At 72.2% G+C, this 18,070-nt stretch carries 17 protein-coding genes; 14 read left to right on the forward strand and 3 right to left on the reverse strand.

The features are described from left to right. The 11 genes from GHR20_RS35325 (at position 1) to GHR20_RS35375 (ending at position 11,613) form a co-directional block, all read left to right on the forward strand. Positions 1 to 1,785, forward strand: a complete 1,785-nt coding sequence (locus GHR20_RS35325) for a non-ribosomal peptide synthetase (RefSeq protein ID WP_153815583.1) — start codon at positions 1 to 3, stop codon at positions 1,783 to 1,785. Between the two features lie 4 nt (positions 1,786 to 1,789). Next, a complete protein-coding gene (gene asnB / locus GHR20_RS35330; protein WP_208446859.1) occupies positions 1,790 to 3,514 on the forward strand; it encodes an asparagine synthase (glutamine-hydrolyzing) in 1,725 nt (574 codons plus the stop codon). Between the two features lie 46 nt (positions 3,515 to 3,560). After that, entirely contained in the window at positions 3,561 to 4,982 is a 1,422-nt protein-coding gene (locus tag GHR20_RS35335) for an AMP-binding protein (RefSeq protein ID WP_153815584.1), read from the forward strand. After that, positions 4,979 to 5,212: an acyl carrier protein gene (locus GHR20_RS35340; protein WP_111587165.1), complete on the forward strand. Its 234-nt coding sequence runs from the start codon at positions 4,979 to 4,981 to the stop codon at positions 5,210 to 5,212. Before GHR20_RS35335 ends, GHR20_RS35340 begins: the two co-directional genes overlap by 4 nt. After that, positions 5,199 to 6,431, forward strand: a complete 1,233-nt coding sequence (locus tag GHR20_RS35345; protein WP_153815585.1) for a cytochrome P450 — start codon at positions 5,199 to 5,201, stop codon at positions 6,429 to 6,431. Before GHR20_RS35340 ends, GHR20_RS35345 begins: the two co-directional genes overlap by 14 nt. After that, entirely contained in the window at positions 6,428 to 7,159 is a 732-nt protein-coding gene (locus tag GHR20_RS35350; RefSeq protein WP_153815586.1) for an alpha/beta fold hydrolase, read from the forward strand. The genes GHR20_RS35345 and GHR20_RS35350 overlap by 4 nt, the downstream gene beginning before the upstream one ends. Further along, positions 7,156 to 8,436, forward strand: coding sequence for an APC family permease (locus tag GHR20_RS35355; RefSeq protein WP_153815587.1), 1,281 nt, complete (start codon positions 7,156 to 7,158; stop codon positions 8,434 to 8,436). The genes GHR20_RS35350 and GHR20_RS35355 overlap by 4 nt, the downstream gene beginning before the upstream one ends. Positions 8,437 to 8,474: 38 nt before the next feature. After that, positions 8,475 to 9,176, forward strand: a complete 702-nt coding sequence (locus GHR20_RS35360; RefSeq protein ID WP_153815588.1) for an alpha/beta fold hydrolase — start codon at positions 8,475 to 8,477, stop codon at positions 9,174 to 9,176. A gap of 97 nt (positions 9,177 to 9,273) precedes the next feature. Continuing rightward, entirely contained in the window at positions 9,274 to 9,897 is a 624-nt protein-coding gene (locus tag GHR20_RS35365) for a TetR/AcrR family transcriptional regulator (protein WP_153815589.1), read from the forward strand. Positions 9,898 to 10,018: 121 nt separating this feature from the next. After that, positions 10,019 to 11,191, forward strand: a complete 1,173-nt coding sequence (locus GHR20_RS35370; RefSeq protein ID WP_208446860.1) for an SRPBCC family protein — start codon at positions 10,019 to 10,021, stop codon at positions 11,189 to 11,191. Beyond that, positions 11,188 to 11,613 (forward strand): PaaI family thioesterase, encoded by a 426-nt coding sequence (locus tag GHR20_RS35375; RefSeq protein ID WP_111587159.1) that lies wholly within the window; start codon positions 11,188 to 11,190, stop codon positions 11,611 to 11,613. Before GHR20_RS35370 ends, GHR20_RS35375 begins: the two co-directional genes overlap by 4 nt. A gap of 54 nt (positions 11,614 to 11,667) precedes the next feature. Here the strand turns inward: GHR20_RS35375 and GHR20_RS35380 are convergent, their stop codons facing one another. Together GHR20_RS35380 and GHR20_RS35385 are read right to left on the reverse strand one after the other, a co-directional pair. Beyond that, positions 11,668 to 13,182, reverse strand: coding sequence for an AMP-binding protein (locus GHR20_RS35380; RefSeq protein ID WP_153815590.1), 1,515 nt, complete (start codon positions 13,180 to 13,182; stop codon positions 11,668 to 11,670). Positions 13,183 to 13,365: 183 nt separating this feature from the next. After that, positions 13,366 to 14,589 (reverse strand): saccharopine dehydrogenase C-terminal domain-containing protein, encoded by a 1,224-nt coding sequence (locus GHR20_RS35385; RefSeq protein ID WP_153815591.1) that lies wholly within the window; start codon positions 14,587 to 14,589, stop codon positions 13,366 to 13,368. Between the two features lie 122 nt (positions 14,590 to 14,711). Here GHR20_RS35385 and GHR20_RS35390 point away from each other — a divergent pair, with 122 nt between their 5' ends. Further along, positions 14,712 to 15,437 carry a TetR/AcrR family transcriptional regulator gene (locus tag GHR20_RS35390; RefSeq protein ID WP_153815592.1) on the forward strand — a complete coding sequence of 242 codons (726 nt, stop codon included), beginning with the start codon at positions 14,712 to 14,714 and terminating at the stop codon, positions 15,435 to 15,437. Between the two features lie 149 nt (positions 15,438 to 15,586). On the opposite strand, the gene GHR20_RS35395 is transcribed toward GHR20_RS35390, so the two are convergent. Next, complete coding sequence (locus GHR20_RS35395; RefSeq protein WP_146609843.1) at positions 15,587 to 15,874, reverse strand: hypothetical protein; 288 nt, start codon at positions 15,872 to 15,874, stop codon at positions 15,587 to 15,589. Positions 15,875 to 16,060: 186 nt separating this feature from the next. Between GHR20_RS35395 and GHR20_RS35400 the strand changes: the two genes are divergently transcribed. Beyond that, on the forward strand, positions 16,061 to 16,618 hold the full coding sequence (locus GHR20_RS35400) for a hypothetical protein (protein ID WP_194859077.1): 558 nt from the start codon (positions 16,061 to 16,063) through the stop codon (positions 16,616 to 16,618). After that, positions 16,615 to 18,018, forward strand: a complete 1,404-nt coding sequence (locus tag GHR20_RS35405; protein ID WP_153815593.1) for a CocE/NonD family hydrolase — start codon at positions 16,615 to 16,617, stop codon at positions 18,016 to 18,018. Before GHR20_RS35400 ends, GHR20_RS35405 begins: the two co-directional genes overlap by 4 nt. Positions 18,019 to 18,070 lie beyond the last annotated feature (52 nt).

Raw genomic sequence — 18,070 nt, forward strand, 5'->3', positions numbered from 1 at the left:
ATGACAGCCACAGCACCAGCGGTGCTCGACGGATTCGACCGCGCCGTGCGGGAGCATCCGGACGACGAGGCGCTGCGCACCGTGAGTTCCGTCCTGACCTACCGCGAACTGGGCGGCCGGACCGACGAGTTCGCCCACCGGTTACGGCAGCGGACCCGCCCGGACGAATGCGTCGCGGTGCTCGGCACCCGTGGCGCGGCGGCGATCGTCGCCCTGATCGGCGCGCTGAAGGCACGGCGGCCGTTCGTCTTCGTCGACGAGCGGGACAGCGACGCCTCCAACACCGCCAAGACCGGCCTCATGGGCGTCCGGCTGCTGGCCCGCGGCCCGGGTGGTGACGACGGCGCCGACGACGGCGACGTGGAACTCACCGAACTGCCCGCCGCCTGGCGCACCGCGGCCGGCCCGGCCGAGCCGCGCCGGCTGCCCTTCGCGGACGGCGAGATCGGATACGCGATCCAGACTTCGGGCTCCACCGGCACCCCCAAGTGCGTCCTCGTCCGGTCCGCCCCGCTCGCCCCGGTCGTCCGCGACCACATCACCCGGCTGTCGATCGGACCGGGCAGTCGCACCCTCCAGTTCGCCCGCCTCACCTTCGACGGCTGCCTCACCGAGATCCTGTGGACGCTCACCGCCGGCGCCTGCCTCGTCGTCGTGGACGAGAAGCGTCTCGCGCCGGGCGCCGTCCTCGCCGACACCCTCGAACGGTTCGGGATCACCCACCTCAAGACGACACCGTTCGCCCTGACGGTCACCGAACCCACCGACGGGATGCGCCTGGAGCACGTCGTCAACGGGGGCGGCCCGTGCCGCCCGGCCGTGGTCCGCGCCTGGTCCAAGGCGGCGAGCTTCCACAACGCCTACGGCCTGACCGAGACCACCGTCTGCAACCTGCTCAGCGACGCCCTCGACCCGGACGAGTGCCGGGACGCCGTGCCGCTGGGCGAACTCGTGGGCGATTGCGCGTACCTCCTGCGCGACCCCCGTACGGGAGCGATCGGGCCCGGCGTCCGGCAGGGCGAACTGGTCGTCACCGGCGCCTCCGTGGCCGCCGGCTACCTCACCGAGGAGGGCGTCACCCCGCTGCCCGGACCCGCCGGGACGGGCGGCTACGCCACCGGTGACATCGTCGAACTCCGCGACGGGCGGCTGTACTTCGTGGAGCGGCTGGACCGTCAGGTGAAGGTGCGCGGCTACCGGCTCGACCCCGGCGAGATCGAGGCCGCGGTGTGCCGCCACCCGGATGTGCGGGAGGCCGTGGTCGTGGCCGAGGCCCACACCGACGTGTCCGAGGCCCGTACCGACACAGCCGAAGCCCCCACCGACGCGGCCGAGGCCCACCCCGCCGACGACCCCGCCGCCGACACCCTCGTCTGCTACTACCAGGGCAGCGCCGACCCGCGCACCCTGCGCGGGCACCTCGACGGCCTCCTCGACCCGTACAAGATCCCGTCCGTGCTGGAGCGCGTCGACGTCTTCCCCAGCACCCCCAACGGCAAGATCGACCGGGACGCCCTGCGCACCCGGCGGCACGCCCGCACCGCCCCCGAGGACGCCCCCGACGGCCCGGACGACCAACTGCTGCACCTCGTACGCACGCTCACCGGCGTGCGGGACGCGCGGCTGGAGGACAACTTCTTCGAGCTGGGCGGCGACTCCGCCTCGGCCGTCGTCCTGGTGACCGGCATGAAGAAGCTCGGCTGGACCGACGCCGGCGTCCGCGACGTGCTCCGGGCGGAGGACCTGCGGGTCCTCGCCGACCGGCTGCGGGAACGGAGCGTGTGACACGATGTGCGGCCTGTGCGGGACCTACGCCCCGGACAAGACCCTGGACCGGTCCGTCGCCGCCGCGATGCACACCAGGCTGGTGCACCGCGGACCGGACGAGACCTACTCCCTGGACACACCCACCCTCTCCGCCAAGCTCGGCCGGCTCGGGATGACCGCGCTGAAGGACGGCTGGCAGCCGGCCGAGGACCCGAGCGGCCGGTACACGGCCCTGACGAACGGCGAGATCTACAACACCGCCGAACTGCGCGCCCTGCTCGGCGGCGCCCCGCCCGACAACCGGCTCGACGTCGCCGTACTGCCCGAACTGTTCGCCCGCTACGGGCCCGCCGGACTGGCCCGTGTCGACGGCCAGTTCGCCACCGTCATCCACGACCGGGCCGACGACACCCTCTACCTGGGCCGGGACCGCTTCGGTATCTGCCCCCTCTTCTACGCCGTGCTCGGCACCCAGGTGCACTTCTGCTCCGAACTGAAGTCGCTGGTGCGCAGCGTGCCGCGTGCCTGGCGGCTCGACCTCGGCGCGGTCGACCAGTACCTGGCGCTCGGCAACATCGTGGCGCCGCGGACCCTGGTCGAGGACGTGCGCGCCGTGCCCCCCGGCTGCGTGGTCCGCTTCGGCGAGGGGGAGCCCGAGACCGTGCGCTACTGGCGGTACGGGGACTTCGAACCGGCCGACCGCCCCGTCACCGGGGAGGAGATCCGCGCGGCCGTGGAACGCTCGGTGGCGGACCGGCTGCGCGCGGACGTCGAGATCGGCGCCTACCTCAGCGGCGGCTTCGACTCCAGCACGCTCGTGCTGGAGGCCGCCCGCGCCCGCGGGAAACCCACCCGTACGTACTCCGTGCTCTTCGACGACGCCGCGCTCGACGAGGGACGCTTCCAGCGCGAGGTCGCCGAGGCCGTGGGCAGCGAGCACCACCAGGTGCGCTGCACCCCGGCCCATGTCGCCGCCGAGTTCGAGGACATGGTGCGCCACTGCTGCTATCCGCAGCGGGAGACCTACAACGTCGCGGCCCTGATGCTCGCCCGGAAGGTCCGGCGCACCGGACTCAAGGGCGTGATCTCCGGCGAGGGCGCCGACGAGCTGTTCTTCGGCTACGACTCCTACGCGTTCGACGGCGCCCGCAGAAAACCGCCCGAGCCGCACGCCGAGAACGAACAGGCGTGGGGGAGGGCCGACTTCTCCTGGGAGACCGACCCCGCCCGCACCGCCCGCCGGCGGGAGCTGTGCCTCGCCCCGCAGGCGCTGCGGGAACTGCCCGGCCGGGAGTACTGGCGGGACCGGCTCATCCCGTTCGACGACCGGGAGACCGCCGCGCTGACCCCGATGCAACTGCGTTCGGTCGCCGACGTGTACGTGCAGCTGAGCGGACATCTCCTCGGCGACCACGGCGACATGATGCTCATGGCGAACTCCGTGGAGGGCCGCTACCCCTTCCTCGGGGAACCCGTCGTCGAGCTGGCCCTCGGCATCTCCGACGAGCGCAAGGTGGCCGACTTCGAGGGCAAGGCGTGCCTGAAGGAGGCTTACGCCGGCATCGTGCCCGAACGCGTCCTGCACCGCGCCAAACAGGGCTTCACGGCCTACGGACTCGCCGACACGGCCGACGAGCCGACCATGGCGCGCTGGCGGGACCTGGTCGCGGCCACCGGCGTCTTCCGCCCCGACGCGCTGACCGCCCTGGCCGCCGACCCCACCCCGACAAGTGGGACGTCCGGCTGAGCCTGATCAGCATCAGCGCGATCATCGACGAGTTGGGACTGCGGTCATGACGGACACCTGGCACGAGCTGCTGCACGGCCCGCGATGGTCCGCCGCGGACACCGTGTGGGTCGAGGACGGCACCGAGTACAGCTGGGCGGACGTCGACCGGCTCGCCGCGGCGGTGGAGGCCGCCGTCCGCGCCGAGGGCCCGGCCCGGGTGGTCGTCGTACGCTCGCGGGACCGGCTCGGCTGCTTCGCGGGACAGCTGGGCGTCTGGCGCGCCGGCTCCGTGGCCGTCGCCGACGACCACACCCTCACCGAGCCGGACCTCGACCGCGTCCGGCCCGACCTCACCCTCACCGTGTCGGCGGGCCCGCACCCGTCCGTCGAGCCCGCCGGGCGCCCGGACGAGCGGCTGCCCCCGGACCGGCTCCCCGCCGAGGTCGTCGCCGTCAACTACACCTCCGGCAGCACCGGCACCCGCAAGGCCGTCGCGGTCACCCGCGGCAACCTGCTGGCGCTGTTCGGCTGCCGTGACCTGGACGTACCCGCATCCGGCCGGCTCACGGCCGGCGGCTTCGCCACCCCGACCTACGACGGCTGGTGGTTCGACACCTGGCGCACGGTGGCCGCGGGCGGGCGTGTGATCTGCCTGCCCCACGTCAACGACGACGTCTTCGCCTGGCCCGGCCTCACACGGACGTACGGCATCGGCCGGCTGCTGCTGCCGGCCGCGGTGCTCGCCACGGTCGTCGAGGTGCTGCCCGAGGCCGTCGCCGACGTCCCCCGCCTGTTCAGCGGCGGCGAGCAGTTCCGGATGTCGACGTACCGGCAGGCGAAGGAGGCGGGCCTGCACCGGCGCCTCGTCAACCTGTACGGGCCGACCGAGGCCACCTTCGCCACCCACCACTACCGCCTTCCCGCCGACCTCGACGCACCGGCCGTACCCATCGGCCGGCCGCTGGACGGGTGCCGGCAACTGCTGCGCCCACCGCAGGACGGGCCGCCCGACGTCCGCGAACTGGTCGTACACGGACCGTCCGTCTGCCTGGGCTACATCGACGGGGGCGTCATGACCCGCCGGTTCCGCGACGCGGACGGCGTGCCGTCGTACGACACCGGGGACCTGGTGCGCGTCGACGGCGACGGCGACCTCGTGTTCGCCGGGCGGCTGGACGGCGGGGTCAAGGTCAACGGGATGCGGGTCGACACGGCCGACCTGGAACAGCGGGTCACCGCCCTGCCCCGGGTGCGCGACTGCCGGGTCGTCCAGCAGGAACGGCACACCGTGGCCTTCGTCCGGACCGACCGGGCCACGCTCGGGGACCCGGCCGCCCGGTCGCGGATCGAGACCGTCGTCCAGGGCTTCTCACCCGCGATCGGCGTCCGCCTGGTGGACCGCTATCCGGTCCGGGCCGGCGGCAAGGTCGACGCCCCCGCCTTGATGGACCACTACCGAACGACAGACAGGGCCGAGGAGACATGACAGACATCTCACCAGCTGCCATCACCGACTGCGTACGCACCGTACTCGACCGCGAACTCGCCGACGACACCGACATATTCGCCGCCGGCGTCGACTCGCTGGCCGTGCTGCGCTGCCGCGCCCTGCTGAAGGAGCGCACCGGGGTCAAGGTCCCCGGACACGTCTTCTTCGAGGGCCGCACCCCGGCGCGCATCGCCGGCCTGATCGGAGGCCCGCATGCACGTCGTTGAGGACAGCCCGCTGTACTCGCCGGAGTTCTTCGCCGACGGCGACCCGTGGGCGTACCTGGCCGACCTGCGCGCACACCACCCGGTGTCCGTGCACCGCCGGGAGGACGGCTACGAGTTCCACGCGCTGACCCGGTACGCCGACATCTACGCGGCCTACGTCGATCACCAGCGGCTCAGCTCGTCGTACGGGACGATGGTCGACGGCTCGTATCTGCCGCAGAAGGACTCGGCCTCGGGCCGCATGCTCATCGTCACGGACCAGCCCGCCCACACCGGCATCCGCAAGCCGATCAAGACGAGCGGCTTCAGCCGGGACATGCTCGCCAAGGTCGGCCGCACGGTGCGCCGCAACCTCCGCGACACGCTCGGCGAGCTGTCGGTCGGCGACCGGCTCGACTTCGGCAGCGTCGTCGCCCCGGAGCTGCCCAAGGGCGTCCTGGAGGTGCTGTTCGGCATCGGCGCCGAGGACGCCGCCAAGCTCCTGGAGGACACCCGCACCATGATCGGCTACCGGGACGAGGTGTACGCCGGCACCTCCCCGCTCGACGCGCTCGTGGACGCCCAGCTGGACGTCCTGGAGTTCATCGACGAGCTGATCGGGCAGCGGCTCGACTCCGGACAGGCCGACGACATGATCGGCTTCCTCGCCCGGTGCGTCGCCGACGGCACCATGCCCCGCGACGTGGCGGTGCTCAACGGGCTTAACGTCGCCGTCGGCGGCAACGAGACCACCCCGCACACCGCGAGCCTGACCGTCCACACCATCGACGGGCACCGCGACCAGTGGCGCACGGTGGCCGACGGCGACACCGGCTGCGACGTGGCCACCCAGGAGTTCCTGCGCTGGACCTCCACCAACAGCTACGTGCAGCGGCTCGCCGTGGAGGACTTCCACGTCGGCGGCCATGTCATCCCCGCGGGCAGCTTCGTCACCCTGTGGAACATGTCGGCCAACCGGGACCCCGAGGTCTTCGACCGCCCCGACGAGTTCCTGATCGACCGCGCCGACAACAAGCAGCTCGCCTTCGGAGCCGGGGTGCACCGCTGCGTCGGCGCCCCCGCGGCCACCCTGGAGATCCAGACGTTCGTAGAGGAACTGGCGGCCTGGGACAAGGCGTTCGCGGTGCTGGAGGAGCCGCGCAAGCTGCGCTCCAACTTCATGCTCGGACTGACCGAGCTCCAGGTGGAGGTGGTCGACGCCAAGGAGTTCCACCAGTGAGCCCGGCCGCCGCGGGCCGGGACCTGTGCGTCTGCTTCCCGGCCGCCGGGGGCGGCGGCGCCCCGCTCACCCTGATGAGCGACGCCGCCGCCCGGCTGGGGCTGACCGTGCTGGCCCTGCCGAACGCCGAGTCCGTGACCGACCTCGACTCGGGGGACTGGGAGCGGCGGAGCGTCGAGGCGGTGCGGCGCGCGGCGGACCGCGGCGCCGCCCGCCGCGTCGTCCTCGCCGGACACTCCATGGGCGGACTGTCCGCCATCCGTCTGCTCCCGGCCCTCGGCATGCGAGGCAGCCGCCCGATCGGGGCACTGGTGATCAATACGCCCTGCCCCGACTCCTCAGGACGCATACCGACGATGTCACGACTGCCCGATCCCGAGATCGCCCGGATCCTCGCCCACGACGGCTTTCCCCAGGAGGTGCTCGACGACGAGAACATGCTGGCGGAGATCGCCACCGGCCTGCGCGGCGACACCGTGGTGGCCGACCGCCTGGCCGACCGCCTGGACCCCGCCGACCGCCTCACCGACCTGCATGTGCTGTGCGGCCGGGACGACCGGTTCATCCCGCCCGAACGCTGCGCCGCCTGGGCCGGACGGGTGGCGGGGGAGTTCCACCTGACGGTCGTCCCCGGCGGGCACAGTCCGGACCCGTCCTGGGCCCCCGCCCTCGATCGCGCCCTCACCGGCGTGCTCGCCACCGTCGCGGCCGAGAAGGAGGCGGCATGAGCGGACTCCAGAAGTCGCTGGGCGGCGCCGTCGGCACCTTCCTCGCGCTCTCCACCATCCTGGGCAGCGGGATGATGATCCTGCCCGGCACCAGCTACCAGGAGCTGGGCCGCTCCGCGTGGCTGCCCTGGGCCGTCGCCGCCGTGTCGGTCATCCCGCTGCTGTACTGCTACGCCTGGCTGGGCCGCCGCCACCCGTCGGCCTCCGGGGTCGCCCACTACTCGGAGGTGGCCTTCGGGCGGCCGGTCGGGCGCTCCGCCGGACTGCTGGCCACCCTCGCGCTGGTCGCCGGCATCCCGGCGACCGCCATCACCGGCGGCCGCTACGTCGCCCAGTTCTCCGGACTGCCGAGCCTGGCCTGGCTCTTCCCGGTCGCCGTCCTCGCCGCCGCCACCCTGATCGGCTGCCTGGGCACCAACGTCTCCGGGAAGGTCCAGGTCACCCTGGTGCTCGCCCTGTTCGCCCTGATCACCTGCACGGCCCTGGTCGCGCTCGGGGTGCACGGGGTGCGCGCGCCGGGCACCGCGGTACCGCCGCTGGGCAAACTGGGCGGCGTCCTCACGGCCGTCTACGTCGCCTTCACCGGCTGGGAGACCGTGGCCTTCACCTTCGAGGAGCACAAACGCCCGGACGCCATCCCGCGCATTTTCGCCGCCTCCTACGTCATCGTGGTCGCCCTGTACGGCCTGGTGCTGCTCGGCCTGTTCAGCGCGGTGGACCCCGGTGACAAGGCCCTGGACCAGGCGCCGCTGCTCCGGCTGGCGGAGCGCTCGCTCGGGGAGCTGGGCCGGCCGGTGACGCTGGCGCTGGTCGTCGCCGCCATCGCCGCGAACGTGTGCGCTTCCGTACTCGCCCTGTCCCGGCTGGTCTACGGCATGGCGCGCAGCGGCTACCTGCCCGGCCCGCTGGCCCGGGTACGCACCCGGGACGGCAACCCGGTGACCTCCGTGGTGGCGGTCGGCGCCGTCCTGACCCTGATCGCGCTCCTGGGCTCCACGGGCGTCATGTCCTTCCAGCTGCTCTTCGTGCTCTCCGGCGGGATCTACTTCGTGCTCTACGGGCTGGGAGCGGCCTCGTACTCGAAGCTGGCCGGGCCCGGCGCGCCCCGCGCGGTCGCCGTGCTCTGCGCGGTCACGGTGGTCGCGGTGACCGCGCTCGCCGGCCCGCCGATGTGGTGGTGCTGGGCGTTGTTCGCCGCCGTCTGGCTGGCCACCGCCGCCCTCGCCCGGCGGCGCCCGTCGAGGGTCGAACCCGAATACGAGAGCGCGGACCGGTGAGCACGACGGCGAACCCACAGCCACGGAAGGCCAGAACCATGGACGACGTCACTACCGTGTTCTTCCCCGGCGCCGGCTCTTTCGGCACCGAGTTCCGCCCGCTGACGAAGGAACTGGGCCGGGCGTCCTTGGCGGTGCGCTATCCGGGACGGCCCGGCCGGGACTTCGGCGTCCCGGCCGATTCCTTCGACGCGGTGACGGGCGCCTGCGCCGACCAGATCCGGCGCCGGCGCGCCGCCCGGGTCCTGCTGTTCGGTCACAGCTACGGCGCGTACGTCGCCTACGCCACCGCCGCCCGGCTGCGTGCGGCCGGTACGGAGGTCACCGCGCTGGTGGCGGTGGGCGCCGCCGGCCCCGCCCGGCTGCGGGTGCCGGCAGCGGCCGCGGCCGGTCCGGACGGGGCGGCGGCCTTCCTGGACCGGGCGGACCCCGGCGCCCTGGCCGGGGCACCGTCGGACGACTGGCGCGCCGCGGTCGCCGAGACGGCCGCCCAGGACCTGGCCCTGCTCCGGCGGTTCGACCCCGCGGCCGTTCCCGGTCTGCACTGCCCGGTGCTGGCCGCTCGGGGTGCCGAGGACCCGCTGACCACGGACGACACGATCGCCGCGTGGCAGCACACCACGACCGGCCCGTTCAGCCGCCGCATCTTCCCGGGCGGCCACTCCGACCTGCTCGGCACGCCCGCGTGCGCCGCATGGCTCCTCGACGTCCAGCGGACGGCGTGCGTCGGACCGGCCTGAACCGCGCGCGGTGACGCGGGGTCCGCCCCACACCCCCCAGGGGTTTCCTGGTTCACTGGTGCCTCCCGGCAGCGACACGGAAGGCCCAGCTCCCGCCATGGTGTATCGGCGTACGGAACGCACGAAGCGGCACGCGCAGACGAAGGAAGAGGCGTTCGTGCGTGCCGCGCACGCGTTGGTGGCACAGGAGGGCTTCGCCGGGGCGAAGGTGGCCGCGGTGGCCGGCGCGTGCGGAGTGAGCGCGGGCTCGCTCTACTCGTACTTCGGCAGCAGGGACGAACTGCTGGCACAGGTCTTCCGGCGGGCCGCGGGGCGTGAACTGGACGCCGTGCGCGCCGCGGTGGACGCCGCGCCCGGGGACCCCGAGGCCCGGCTCAGGGCGTTCGCGGACACGTTCACGGGGCGTGCCCTGCGCGGCCGGCGGCTGGCGTGGTCCCTGCTCTTCGAACCGGTCTCGCCGGTGGTGGAACGCGAACGGCTGGTGTACCGGCGGGAGTACGCGCAGCTGTGCGAGGGCGTCATCCGGGACGGCGTCGCGGCCGGGCGGTTCGCCCGGCAGAACGCGGCGGTGGCGGCCGGCGCCGTCATCGGCGCCATCTCCGAGGCGCTGGTCGGCAGGCTCTCACCGGAGGTCGCGCAGAAGACGGAGGTACCGGACGCGCGACTGGTCGCCGAGATCCGCGACTTCTGCCTCCGGGCCCTCGGCCGCGCACCCTCCTGAACGCCCCCTCCTCCGGAAGTCCCATTGCCTCGCCCCCGTAACCTTTCGTAGCATTAATTGAACGAGCATTCAGAGCTTGAACGGCGACGGGGACCCCATGCGGCACAGTGAACAAGTGACAATGATCGAGCGTCTTCTCGCGCTGCGCGAGACGCGCCGTGACGAGAAGATGCTGGACGAGGTCGTCACGATCCCGGTCAGCAAGTACACCGACGAGGCGCTCCTGGAGCGGGAGATCGCCTCGGCCTTCTCGCACTACCCGCTGGTCGCGGGGCACGCCTCGGCGCTCGGCGAACCCGGGGCCTACCTCACCAGCGACTGGGACCGGTTCCCCTATGTCGTCGTCAGGGGAGAGGACGGCCGGGTCCGCGCCTTCTACAACCAGTGCCGCCACCGCGGAGCCCGCCTCGCCGACCAGCCGACGGGAACGGTGCAGAACTTCATCTGCCCCTTCCACGGCTGGGTCTACGGCCTCGACGGCACCCTGAAGGGCATCACCCGGGCGCACGACTTCCCCGGCGTCAAGACCTGCGACTACGGCCTGGTGGAACTGCCCGCCGCGGAGTCGGGCGGCCTGATCTGGGTCGGCCGCACCCCCGGCGAGACGCTCGACATCCCCGGGTTCCTCGGGACGTTCCACGACGACCTGGTGAACTTCGACGTGGCCTCGCTCGTCCGGTACAAGAAGACCAAGGTGATCAAGGAGGCCAACTGGAAGCTGCTGATCAAGACGTATCTGGAGGGCTATCACGTCCCGTATCTGCACCGGGACACCCTCGCCTTCGCCTTCAAGAAGGGCGTGATCGCGCACGACGAGGACGGACCGCACATCCGGCTGTCCGCGGCGCGCACCAACATCGGCGAGACGGCCCTGAAGCCGCAGGAGGAGTGGCGCGTCCTGGACTACGCCTCGGTGTACTACACACTCTTCCCCAACACCTTCTTCATCCTGCATCCCGACTACGTGTCCATCAACACCTTCTGGCCCCTGGCCGCCAACCGCACGATCTGGACCCACGAGATGCTCTACCGCGACGGCGACTTCGCCGGGTCCGCCGGACAGAGCGCGCTCGCCAAGCGCTTCGAGTTCACCAATGACACGGTCTTCGACCAGGAGGACTTCGCCATCGCCGAGAACGTGCAGCGGCATCTGCTCCACGGGGGCAGCGACCACCACGTACTCGGCCTGGCGGAGGGCCTGCTCGCGATGTTCCAGCAGAACATCGACGAACGGCTGACCGACCCGGACGCGGACACCCCCACCACCCCCCGAGCATCAGGACGGCACGCATGACCATGGACCACGCCGCTTTCGCACAGAGCATCTTCAAGGCCCAGCCGTTCAGCATGTTCCTGGGCGCTGAACTCACCTCCGCGGGACCCGACTCGGCCGAGATCCGCGTCGCCAACCGGCCCGAGATCCAGCAGCAGCACGGCTTCGTGCACGGGGGGGTGCTCAGCTACCTGGCCGACAACGCGCTGACCTTCGCGGGCGGACTCGCCCTGGGCGGTGACGCGCTCACCGCCGAATACAAGATCAACTATGTGCGGCCCGCCGTGGGCGAGTTCGTCGTCGCACGCGCCGAGGCGACCGTCACGACCCGGCGTCAGGCCGTGTGCCAGTGCTCGGTCTACGTCGTCTCGGAGCAGGGGGAGGAGCGCTTGGTCGCCGTCGCGCAGGGGACGATCGTACGGGCGGGCAAGCAGGAGGACTGAGACACCGCGGGGCCGGCCGGGCGACCGGCGGCCGGCCCCGCGGCACCGGGCGGGTCAGGAGCCGGTCCGCACCTGCTCGCGCAGGATGTGCTTCTGCACCTTGCCGGAGGGCGTGCGCGGCAGCGACGGCACCACCACCAGCTCCCGGGGAATCTTGTACTTCGCCAGCCGGGTGGCGAGAAAGCCGCGCAACTCCTCCAGCGTCACCGCCGCGTCGGCCTCGACCACGGCGACGACGGTCTCGCCCCAGTCGGGGTGCGTCCGCCCGACGACGGCGGCGTCCCGGATCGCCGGATACCGCAGGATCGCCTCCTCCACCTCGGGCGCGTAGACGTTCTCCCCGCCGGTGATGACCACGTCCTTGATCCGGCCGACGATGAACAGGTAGCCGTCCTCGTCCACCCGCGCGAGATCCCCGGACCGGTACCAGTCGCCCGCGAAGGCACGCTCGGTCGCTTCCGGATCGTCGAGATACCCCAGCATCCGGGTCCCCGAGCGCAGCCACAGCTCCCCGGTCTCGCCGGCCCCGGCGTCCGCGCCGTCGTCCCTGACCACGCGGATGTCCACGCCCGGCATGCCGCCCGCCCCGATCGACCCCGCCTTGGCGAGCTGCTCCTGCGGGCGGAGCACCGCACCCACCGGCCCCATCTCGCTCATCCCGTACACCTGGCAGAAACGGTCCGGGCCGTACGCCGCCTCCAGCGTCCGTACCGTCTCGGCGCCCAGCGACGCCCCGCCGTAGGCCCACAGCCGCACGCTCGACAGATCGAAGCCGGACAGGTCGGCCCCCGCAGCGGGCAGCGCCTTCAGCGGGGCGAGGTAGGCGATGGGGGCGCCGAAGAAGGCGGTGACCCGGTGCCTGCGCACGGCCTCCAGGAAGGCGAGCGGCTCGTACTCCTTCAGCAGGACGACGGTGCCGCCCAGGTAGATCATCGACAGGAACCAGTTGTTCAGCGGCGAGGCGTGCCAGATCGGCATGGCCAGCAGGAACCGGTCCTCGCGGCGCAGCCCCGCGGCCGCCGTGGTGTACGCGGGCACGGCGGACAGCCCGCGGTGCGAGTGCAGGCAGCCCTTGGGCGCGCCGGTCGTCCCGGAGGTGTACAGCACCTGCGCGACGGCCTCGGGACCGACCTCCGCACCCTCCCATTCCGGTGCTCCGGCGACCAGCCGGTCGAACTCGCCGCCACCGGCGTCGTCCGTGATGAGGACATCGGCCTCGGGGGCGCCCTCGCGCACGCGCCCGGCCAGCTCCTCCGAGACGACGGCGACCCGCAGCTTCGCATGCCCTGCGACATACGCCAGTTCGTGCGCGGTCAACTTGTGATTGACCGGCACCAGTGCCGCCCCGGCCCGCCAGATTCCGAAGGCCGCCACGGCGAAGGCGGGGGTGTTGTACGTCATCACCCCCACGCGATCGCCCGGCCGCACCCCGCGCTCCCGCAGCACGGCGGCGGCGCGCTTCGAGGCCGCGAGCAACTCGGCGTACGTCATCGACCCCGAGTCGGAGACGAGGGCCGGCTTCTCACCGCAACCGCGGGCCGACGCCTCCAGCATCCATGTCAGGTTCACCGCAGGGTCCTCCGCGTTCCGGTGGGGCTGCCGTGCCGGGAACCCTCCTGGCACGGCAAGAATTGAATCATCGTTCAACACTCCCGGGGAAGCTTCAACTCCCTTTACCCGGAGGGGTTCCCGGGCCGGCGCGCGACGGCGGCTGGGGTGGCGGGTCCGGCCGCGGGGACGCCGACGACCGGGTCAGCGCTCCTCGCGCAGCCCCCACGGAGTCCCGTACTCGATCAGCAGATCGAGGAAGGGCCGGGGCGGGAGCGCCTCGGGGCCGAGGACACCGGTGCCCTGCCACGCGCCGCTCGCGATCAGTTCGAGGGCGATCACCGGGTTGACGGCCGTCTGCCAGACCACGGCCTGGGAGCCGTACTCGCGCATCGACCACTCGTTGTCGACGACGTGGTACAGGTACACCTCGCGCGCGGCGCCGTCCTTGGTGCCCTTGACCCACGTGCCCGCGCAGGTCTTGCCCTTCATCCGGTCGCCGAGCGTGGCGGGGTCGGGCAGGCAGGCGGCGACCACGTCGCGCGGGGAGACCTCGACCGGTCCGTCCGCGCCGGGGACGGCGACCTTCGCCGTGGAGTCGAGCCCCAGCGCGTGGAGGGTCTGGAGTTTGGCGATGAAGTCGTCGCCCAGACCGTACTTGAACGTCACCCGGCGCGCGTCCACCCAGCGGGGCATCAGCAGCACCTCCTCGTGCTCGACGTTCACGCACTCCACCGGGCCGATGCCCGCGGGGAAGTCGAAGACCTCCGGCTCGCTGAACGGCGCCGTGGTGAACCAGCCGCGGTCCTTCTCGTAGACCACGGGCGGGTTGAGGCACTCCTCGATGGTCGTCCAGATACTGAAGGACGGCGCGAAGTCGTAGCCCTCGACGGTGAGATTCGCGCCGTCGCGGACCCCGAGCTCCTCGATCTCGTCGAACAGCTCGTCGGCGGCGTAGCGGGCGAAGACATCCGACAGACCCGGCTCCACTCCCATCCCGACCAGGGCGAGACGGCCGGCATCCTGCCAGTCCCCGGCGCGGGCGAACTGCTCGTCGCCGAGCTTCACCCCGCACTGCTCGTACGGGGCGGCCGGGTGCGGCACGGACAGCGACATCGCCATGTCCAGATAGTGCGTGCCCGCGGCGAGCGCCGCGTTGAACAGCGGCATCACGAAGCGCGGGTCGGTCGCGTTGAGCAGGACGTCGCAGCGCCGCGCGACGAGGAGACGCCGTACCGCCTCCTCGTCGGAGGCGTCCAGACGGCACGGGCTGAAACGGCCGCCGGGGTCGTCGAGCGCGGCGACGGCCGCCTCGGCACGGGCGAGGTCGTAGTCGGCGACGACCATGTGGGCCAGGAAGCCGCGACGGGCTGCGATACGGGTGACGGCGGTTCCGACACCGCCCGCACCGACGAGGAGTACGCGCATGTCACACACCACTTCGTTGAGACGGTTCCCCGGGCGGGAGCCCCGGGAGGTGACCTGATGGAACACGAGGCGGCTTGTTAAGGTCTACGGCGTTGGCATAAGGAGCGCGAGGCGGTGACACGGTGCCCAAGAAGGTGGTTCCGGAGGCGGAACGGCGCCGGCGGCGGCCGACCCGGCAGGGCACCGTCCTGTCGGAGCGGCTGATCGTGCGGACGGCCCTGCGGATGCTGCACGAGCACGGAGCGTCCGGGCTGACCGCCCGCCGCCTGGGTGCCGCCCTGGGCGCCGACCCGAGCACGCTGTACCGCTACTTCGCCGGCCTGGACGGACTGACCCGGGCCATCGGCGAGGAGCTGATGGGCAGGGCCCTGGACAGCTGGACGCCCACCGGGAAGTGGCGCGCCGACCTGCGCGCCCTGGGCCTCGCCATTCACGCCTCGTACCTCGCCCACCCCCACGCCGCGCTGCTCACCGCCAGCCGGGTCACCGGCCGGCCCCGCGAGATCGCGGTCGACGAGACGATCCTCGGCATCCTGCGCGGGGCGGGCTTCGAGGACGCGGAGGCCGTCGGCGTGTACCACGCCTTCATCGACCTGGCGCTGGCCTTCGCCGCCCTGGACGCGGGCGCACTCGCCATCAAGGACGAGGTCAGGGAGGCCGACGAGGAAGTCTGGACCTCGACCTACGCCCGACTGCCCGCCGGGACCCATCCGCACATCGCCGCCACCGCGCACCTGCTGGCCGACCGCATGAACCTCAGCGCCTATCCGGTCGTACTGGACACCCTGCTGGCCCAGGCCGAGACCCGGCTGGCCACCGCGCGAGACAGGGGTACCGATGCGCGGTGAGACCCACGGTCCGGGACGCGCGGTGTCTCGGGGGCGCGCGACGCGGTGACGACCCGAGCCGTCACGCGCCCCTGACGCGCTCGCCGCACACGGCCTGGAGAGCCGTGTGCGGCGAGCGGCGAAGGCGTACGGTACGGCCGCTCGGCAGGTCAGTGACGCAGGTGGGGCCGACCGGAGCCGGTCCGCTGGGCGGGCACCCGGCCCGTCCCGACGAGGCGCCGGTCCCGGCGGACCGACGGAACCTCACCTGCCGGCCTGCCGCGACGCGCGCCACCGTGCTCACTCCAGTACAGGACGCTGCCGGCAGCCAGGGCGAAGCCGATTCCCGCGCCCACCAGGGCGCCGAAGACCTCTCCCGACGCGAAGCCGGCCAGAGCCCCGGCCAGCAGTCCCACCAGCGAGGCACCGATGAAGTACCTGCGGATCCTCTCGTCCATTGAAATCACCGCCTTTCACAGATCCCTCTGCCCCGCTGTGCGGCATCAAACCGACGATTCGTCACATTAGGCGAGTGATCGGGAAGCCGATGGGGGGCCTGAATCGCTTTCAATTCGTGTGACGGATGGTCAAGAGGCCGCCGCTGAACCGCTCTTTTGAATCTCTCGGCGGTCCAGAATCAGGACATGAACGTCCCCGAGCTGCTCGAAGCGGCAGTCCTGCTGGTCCCGGAGGAGATCGCTACGGAGAACGACATCACGGTGCGAGAAGTCTGGGAGAACCTGGCCAACGTCGCCGAGCAGATCCGGTTGAAGAGGGGTGCGGCCCGGTGTCATTGGCGCTCCCACGAGACTCTCCACGGCGTCATCCGAGCGGATCTCACCCTCCGGCCGGCCTCCGAAGCCCGGCGGCAGATCCCCTTCGACGGAGCCGGGGCCCTGCGACCGATGTGGAACATCGGACATCGAACCCGGAGCGGCGAACCCGGCCTCGACATCGCCGCACTCTGGGCGGAATCCACACCGTCCGTGGAATCCGGCGGACGATGCCCGATACGACTCGCCCCGCTCGACCCCTCGCCGGGAGAGCGGCAGGAGAGGACACGCACTTCGCCCCGTCGAGCCGCTTGCGCCGACCGCACCCGCGCCCACCGCGGCACCGCCGGCGACTCCCTCCGTGGGGGGAACCTCCGGGTGCGGCGCGGCGGTCACCGGCGCGGGTGGTCCTACTGTCGGCTGGTGTGACGCACGAAACGAACAGCCCAGCGACCGGCCCCGCGAGGCGAAACCTGCTGACCATCGGCGCCGGAGCCGTCCTCGCCACGGGGTGCAGCCGCTTGGTGGCCGCCCCGGACCTCGGGGCGAGCCCGTCGGCCTCCGGCACCGCGCCGGGCGCGGATCTGACACCCGGAGCGATGACGCTCTTCGACAACTCGGCGTACAACTTCAACGGGCTCTTCGCCCTCGGCGCGTCGGGCGCGGGCGCGGCCGAGGTCGGCGAGGTGCTCACCGCCGTCAACGCGATCAACAAGGCGGGCCTGTCCGCGCAGTCGTACGTCACGACGTTCCGCCGGCTGGGCGACCGGCTCATGGCCGCACCTGAGAGCGGCGTACCGGACGCCCAGACCACGCGCTTCCGGGCCCTGCGCGCGGCGCAGTACTACGGCCAGGCGCTCTTCTTCGTCCTCGGCTCCGACGCGCCCGGCGACGAGGAACGGCTGTACAAGGCGGGGCGTGCCGCGTGGGACAAGTTCTGCTCGCTGTGCGACCCGCCGCCGGTGACGGACCGCGTCCCGTACGGGAAAACCCCCCTGCCGGTGTGGTTCTTCCGGCCCGACGAGTCCGGGAAGCGCCGGCCCACGGTCATCCTCACCAACGGCAGCGACGGCCAGAACGTCGACATGTGGACGTACGGCGTGCCCGCGGCGCTGGACCGGGGCTGGAACGCGCTCGTCTACGACGGCCCCGGGCAGGGACAGCTGCTCTTCGTCGACCAGGTGACCTTCACGCCCACCTGGGAGAAGGTCGTCGCGCCGCTGATCGACTGGCTGTCCCGGCGGCAGGACGTGGACACCGGGAAGATCGCGCTCACCGGGCTGAGCATGGCGGGCGATCTGGTGCCCCGGGCGGCCGCGTTCGAGCCACGGCTCGCCGCCGCCGTCGCGATGCCCGGCTGCGTGGAACCGTGGCGGGGCTTTCCCCCGGAGATCCGGGAGATCCTGCGGCCGGGCAAGGCGGAGACGAACGCCATCTGGAACAAGGAGGTCGTCCCACACCTGCCCGCGGCCGACGCGGCGACGATGAAGAAGCGCTTCGAGCCGTTCTCCGTCCCGGCGATGCTCGCCGCCCGGCAGGGGAAGGTGTTCACGGACTTCTACACACCGGCCCGGGCCGTCCAGGCGCTCACGGTCACGGACGTGGTGAGCAGGATCAGGACGCCGATGCTGGTCCTCGACTACGAGGGCGACCAGTTCTATCCGGGCCAGGCCCGCGAACTGTACGACAAGCTGACCTCCCCCAAGGACTACGTGAAACTCACCGCCGCCGAGGGCGCCCAGCTGCACTGCTCGCCGATGGCTCCCCAGCTCCACTGCGAGGTGGTCTTCGACTGGCTCCAGGAGACCGTGCGAGGCGGTCGGTCCTGATGCCGAGGGCGGGGGGCTGTCTGATGCCGAGGGCGGGGGACCGGCCGACGGG

The sequence above is a fragment of the Streptomyces sp. SUK 48 genome (genome assembly GCF_009650765.1).
Lineage (GTDB): Bacteria > Actinomycetota > Actinomycetes > Streptomycetales > Streptomycetaceae > Streptomyces.

Coding starts and splice junctions, on each gene's coding strand:
- GHR20_RS35325 (WP_153815583.1), top strand. CDS start 1: ATGACAGCCACAGCACCAGCGGTGCTCGACGGATTCGACCGCGCCGTG.
- asnB (WP_208446859.1), top strand. CDS start 1,790: ATGTGCGGCCTGTGCGGGACCTACGCCCCGGACAAGACCCTGGACCGG.
- GHR20_RS35335 (WP_153815584.1), top strand. CDS start 3,561: ATGACGGACACCTGGCACGAGCTGCTGCACGGCCCGCGATGGTCCGCC.
- GHR20_RS35340 (WP_111587165.1), top strand. CDS start 4,979: ATGACAGACATCTCACCAGCTGCCATCACCGACTGCGTACGCACCGTA.
- GHR20_RS35345 (WP_153815585.1), top strand. CDS start 5,199: ATGCACGTCGTTGAGGACAGCCCGCTGTACTCGCCGGAGTTCTTCGCC.
- GHR20_RS35355 (WP_153815587.1), top strand. CDS start 7,156: ATGAGCGGACTCCAGAAGTCGCTGGGCGGCGCCGTCGGCACCTTCCTC.
- GHR20_RS35360 (WP_153815588.1), top strand. CDS start 8,475: ATGGACGACGTCACTACCGTGTTCTTCCCCGGCGCCGGCTCTTTCGGC.
- GHR20_RS35365 (WP_153815589.1), top strand. CDS start 9,274: ATGGTGTATCGGCGTACGGAACGCACGAAGCGGCACGCGCAGACGAAG.
- GHR20_RS35370 (WP_208446860.1), top strand. CDS start 10,019: ATGATCGAGCGTCTTCTCGCGCTGCGCGAGACGCGCCGTGACGAGAAG.
- GHR20_RS35375 (WP_111587159.1), top strand. CDS start 11,188: ATGACCATGGACCACGCCGCTTTCGCACAGAGCATCTTCAAGGCCCAG.
- GHR20_RS35385 (WP_153815591.1), bottom strand. CDS start 14,589: ATGCGCGTACTCCTCGTCGGTGCGGGCGGTGTCGGAACCGCCGTCACC.
- GHR20_RS35395 (WP_146609843.1), bottom strand. CDS start 15,874: ATGGACGAGAGGATCCGCAGGTACTTCATCGGTGCCTCGCTGGTGGGA.
- GHR20_RS35400 (WP_194859077.1), top strand. CDS start 16,061: ATGAACGTCCCCGAGCTGCTCGAAGCGGCAGTCCTGCTGGTCCCGGAG.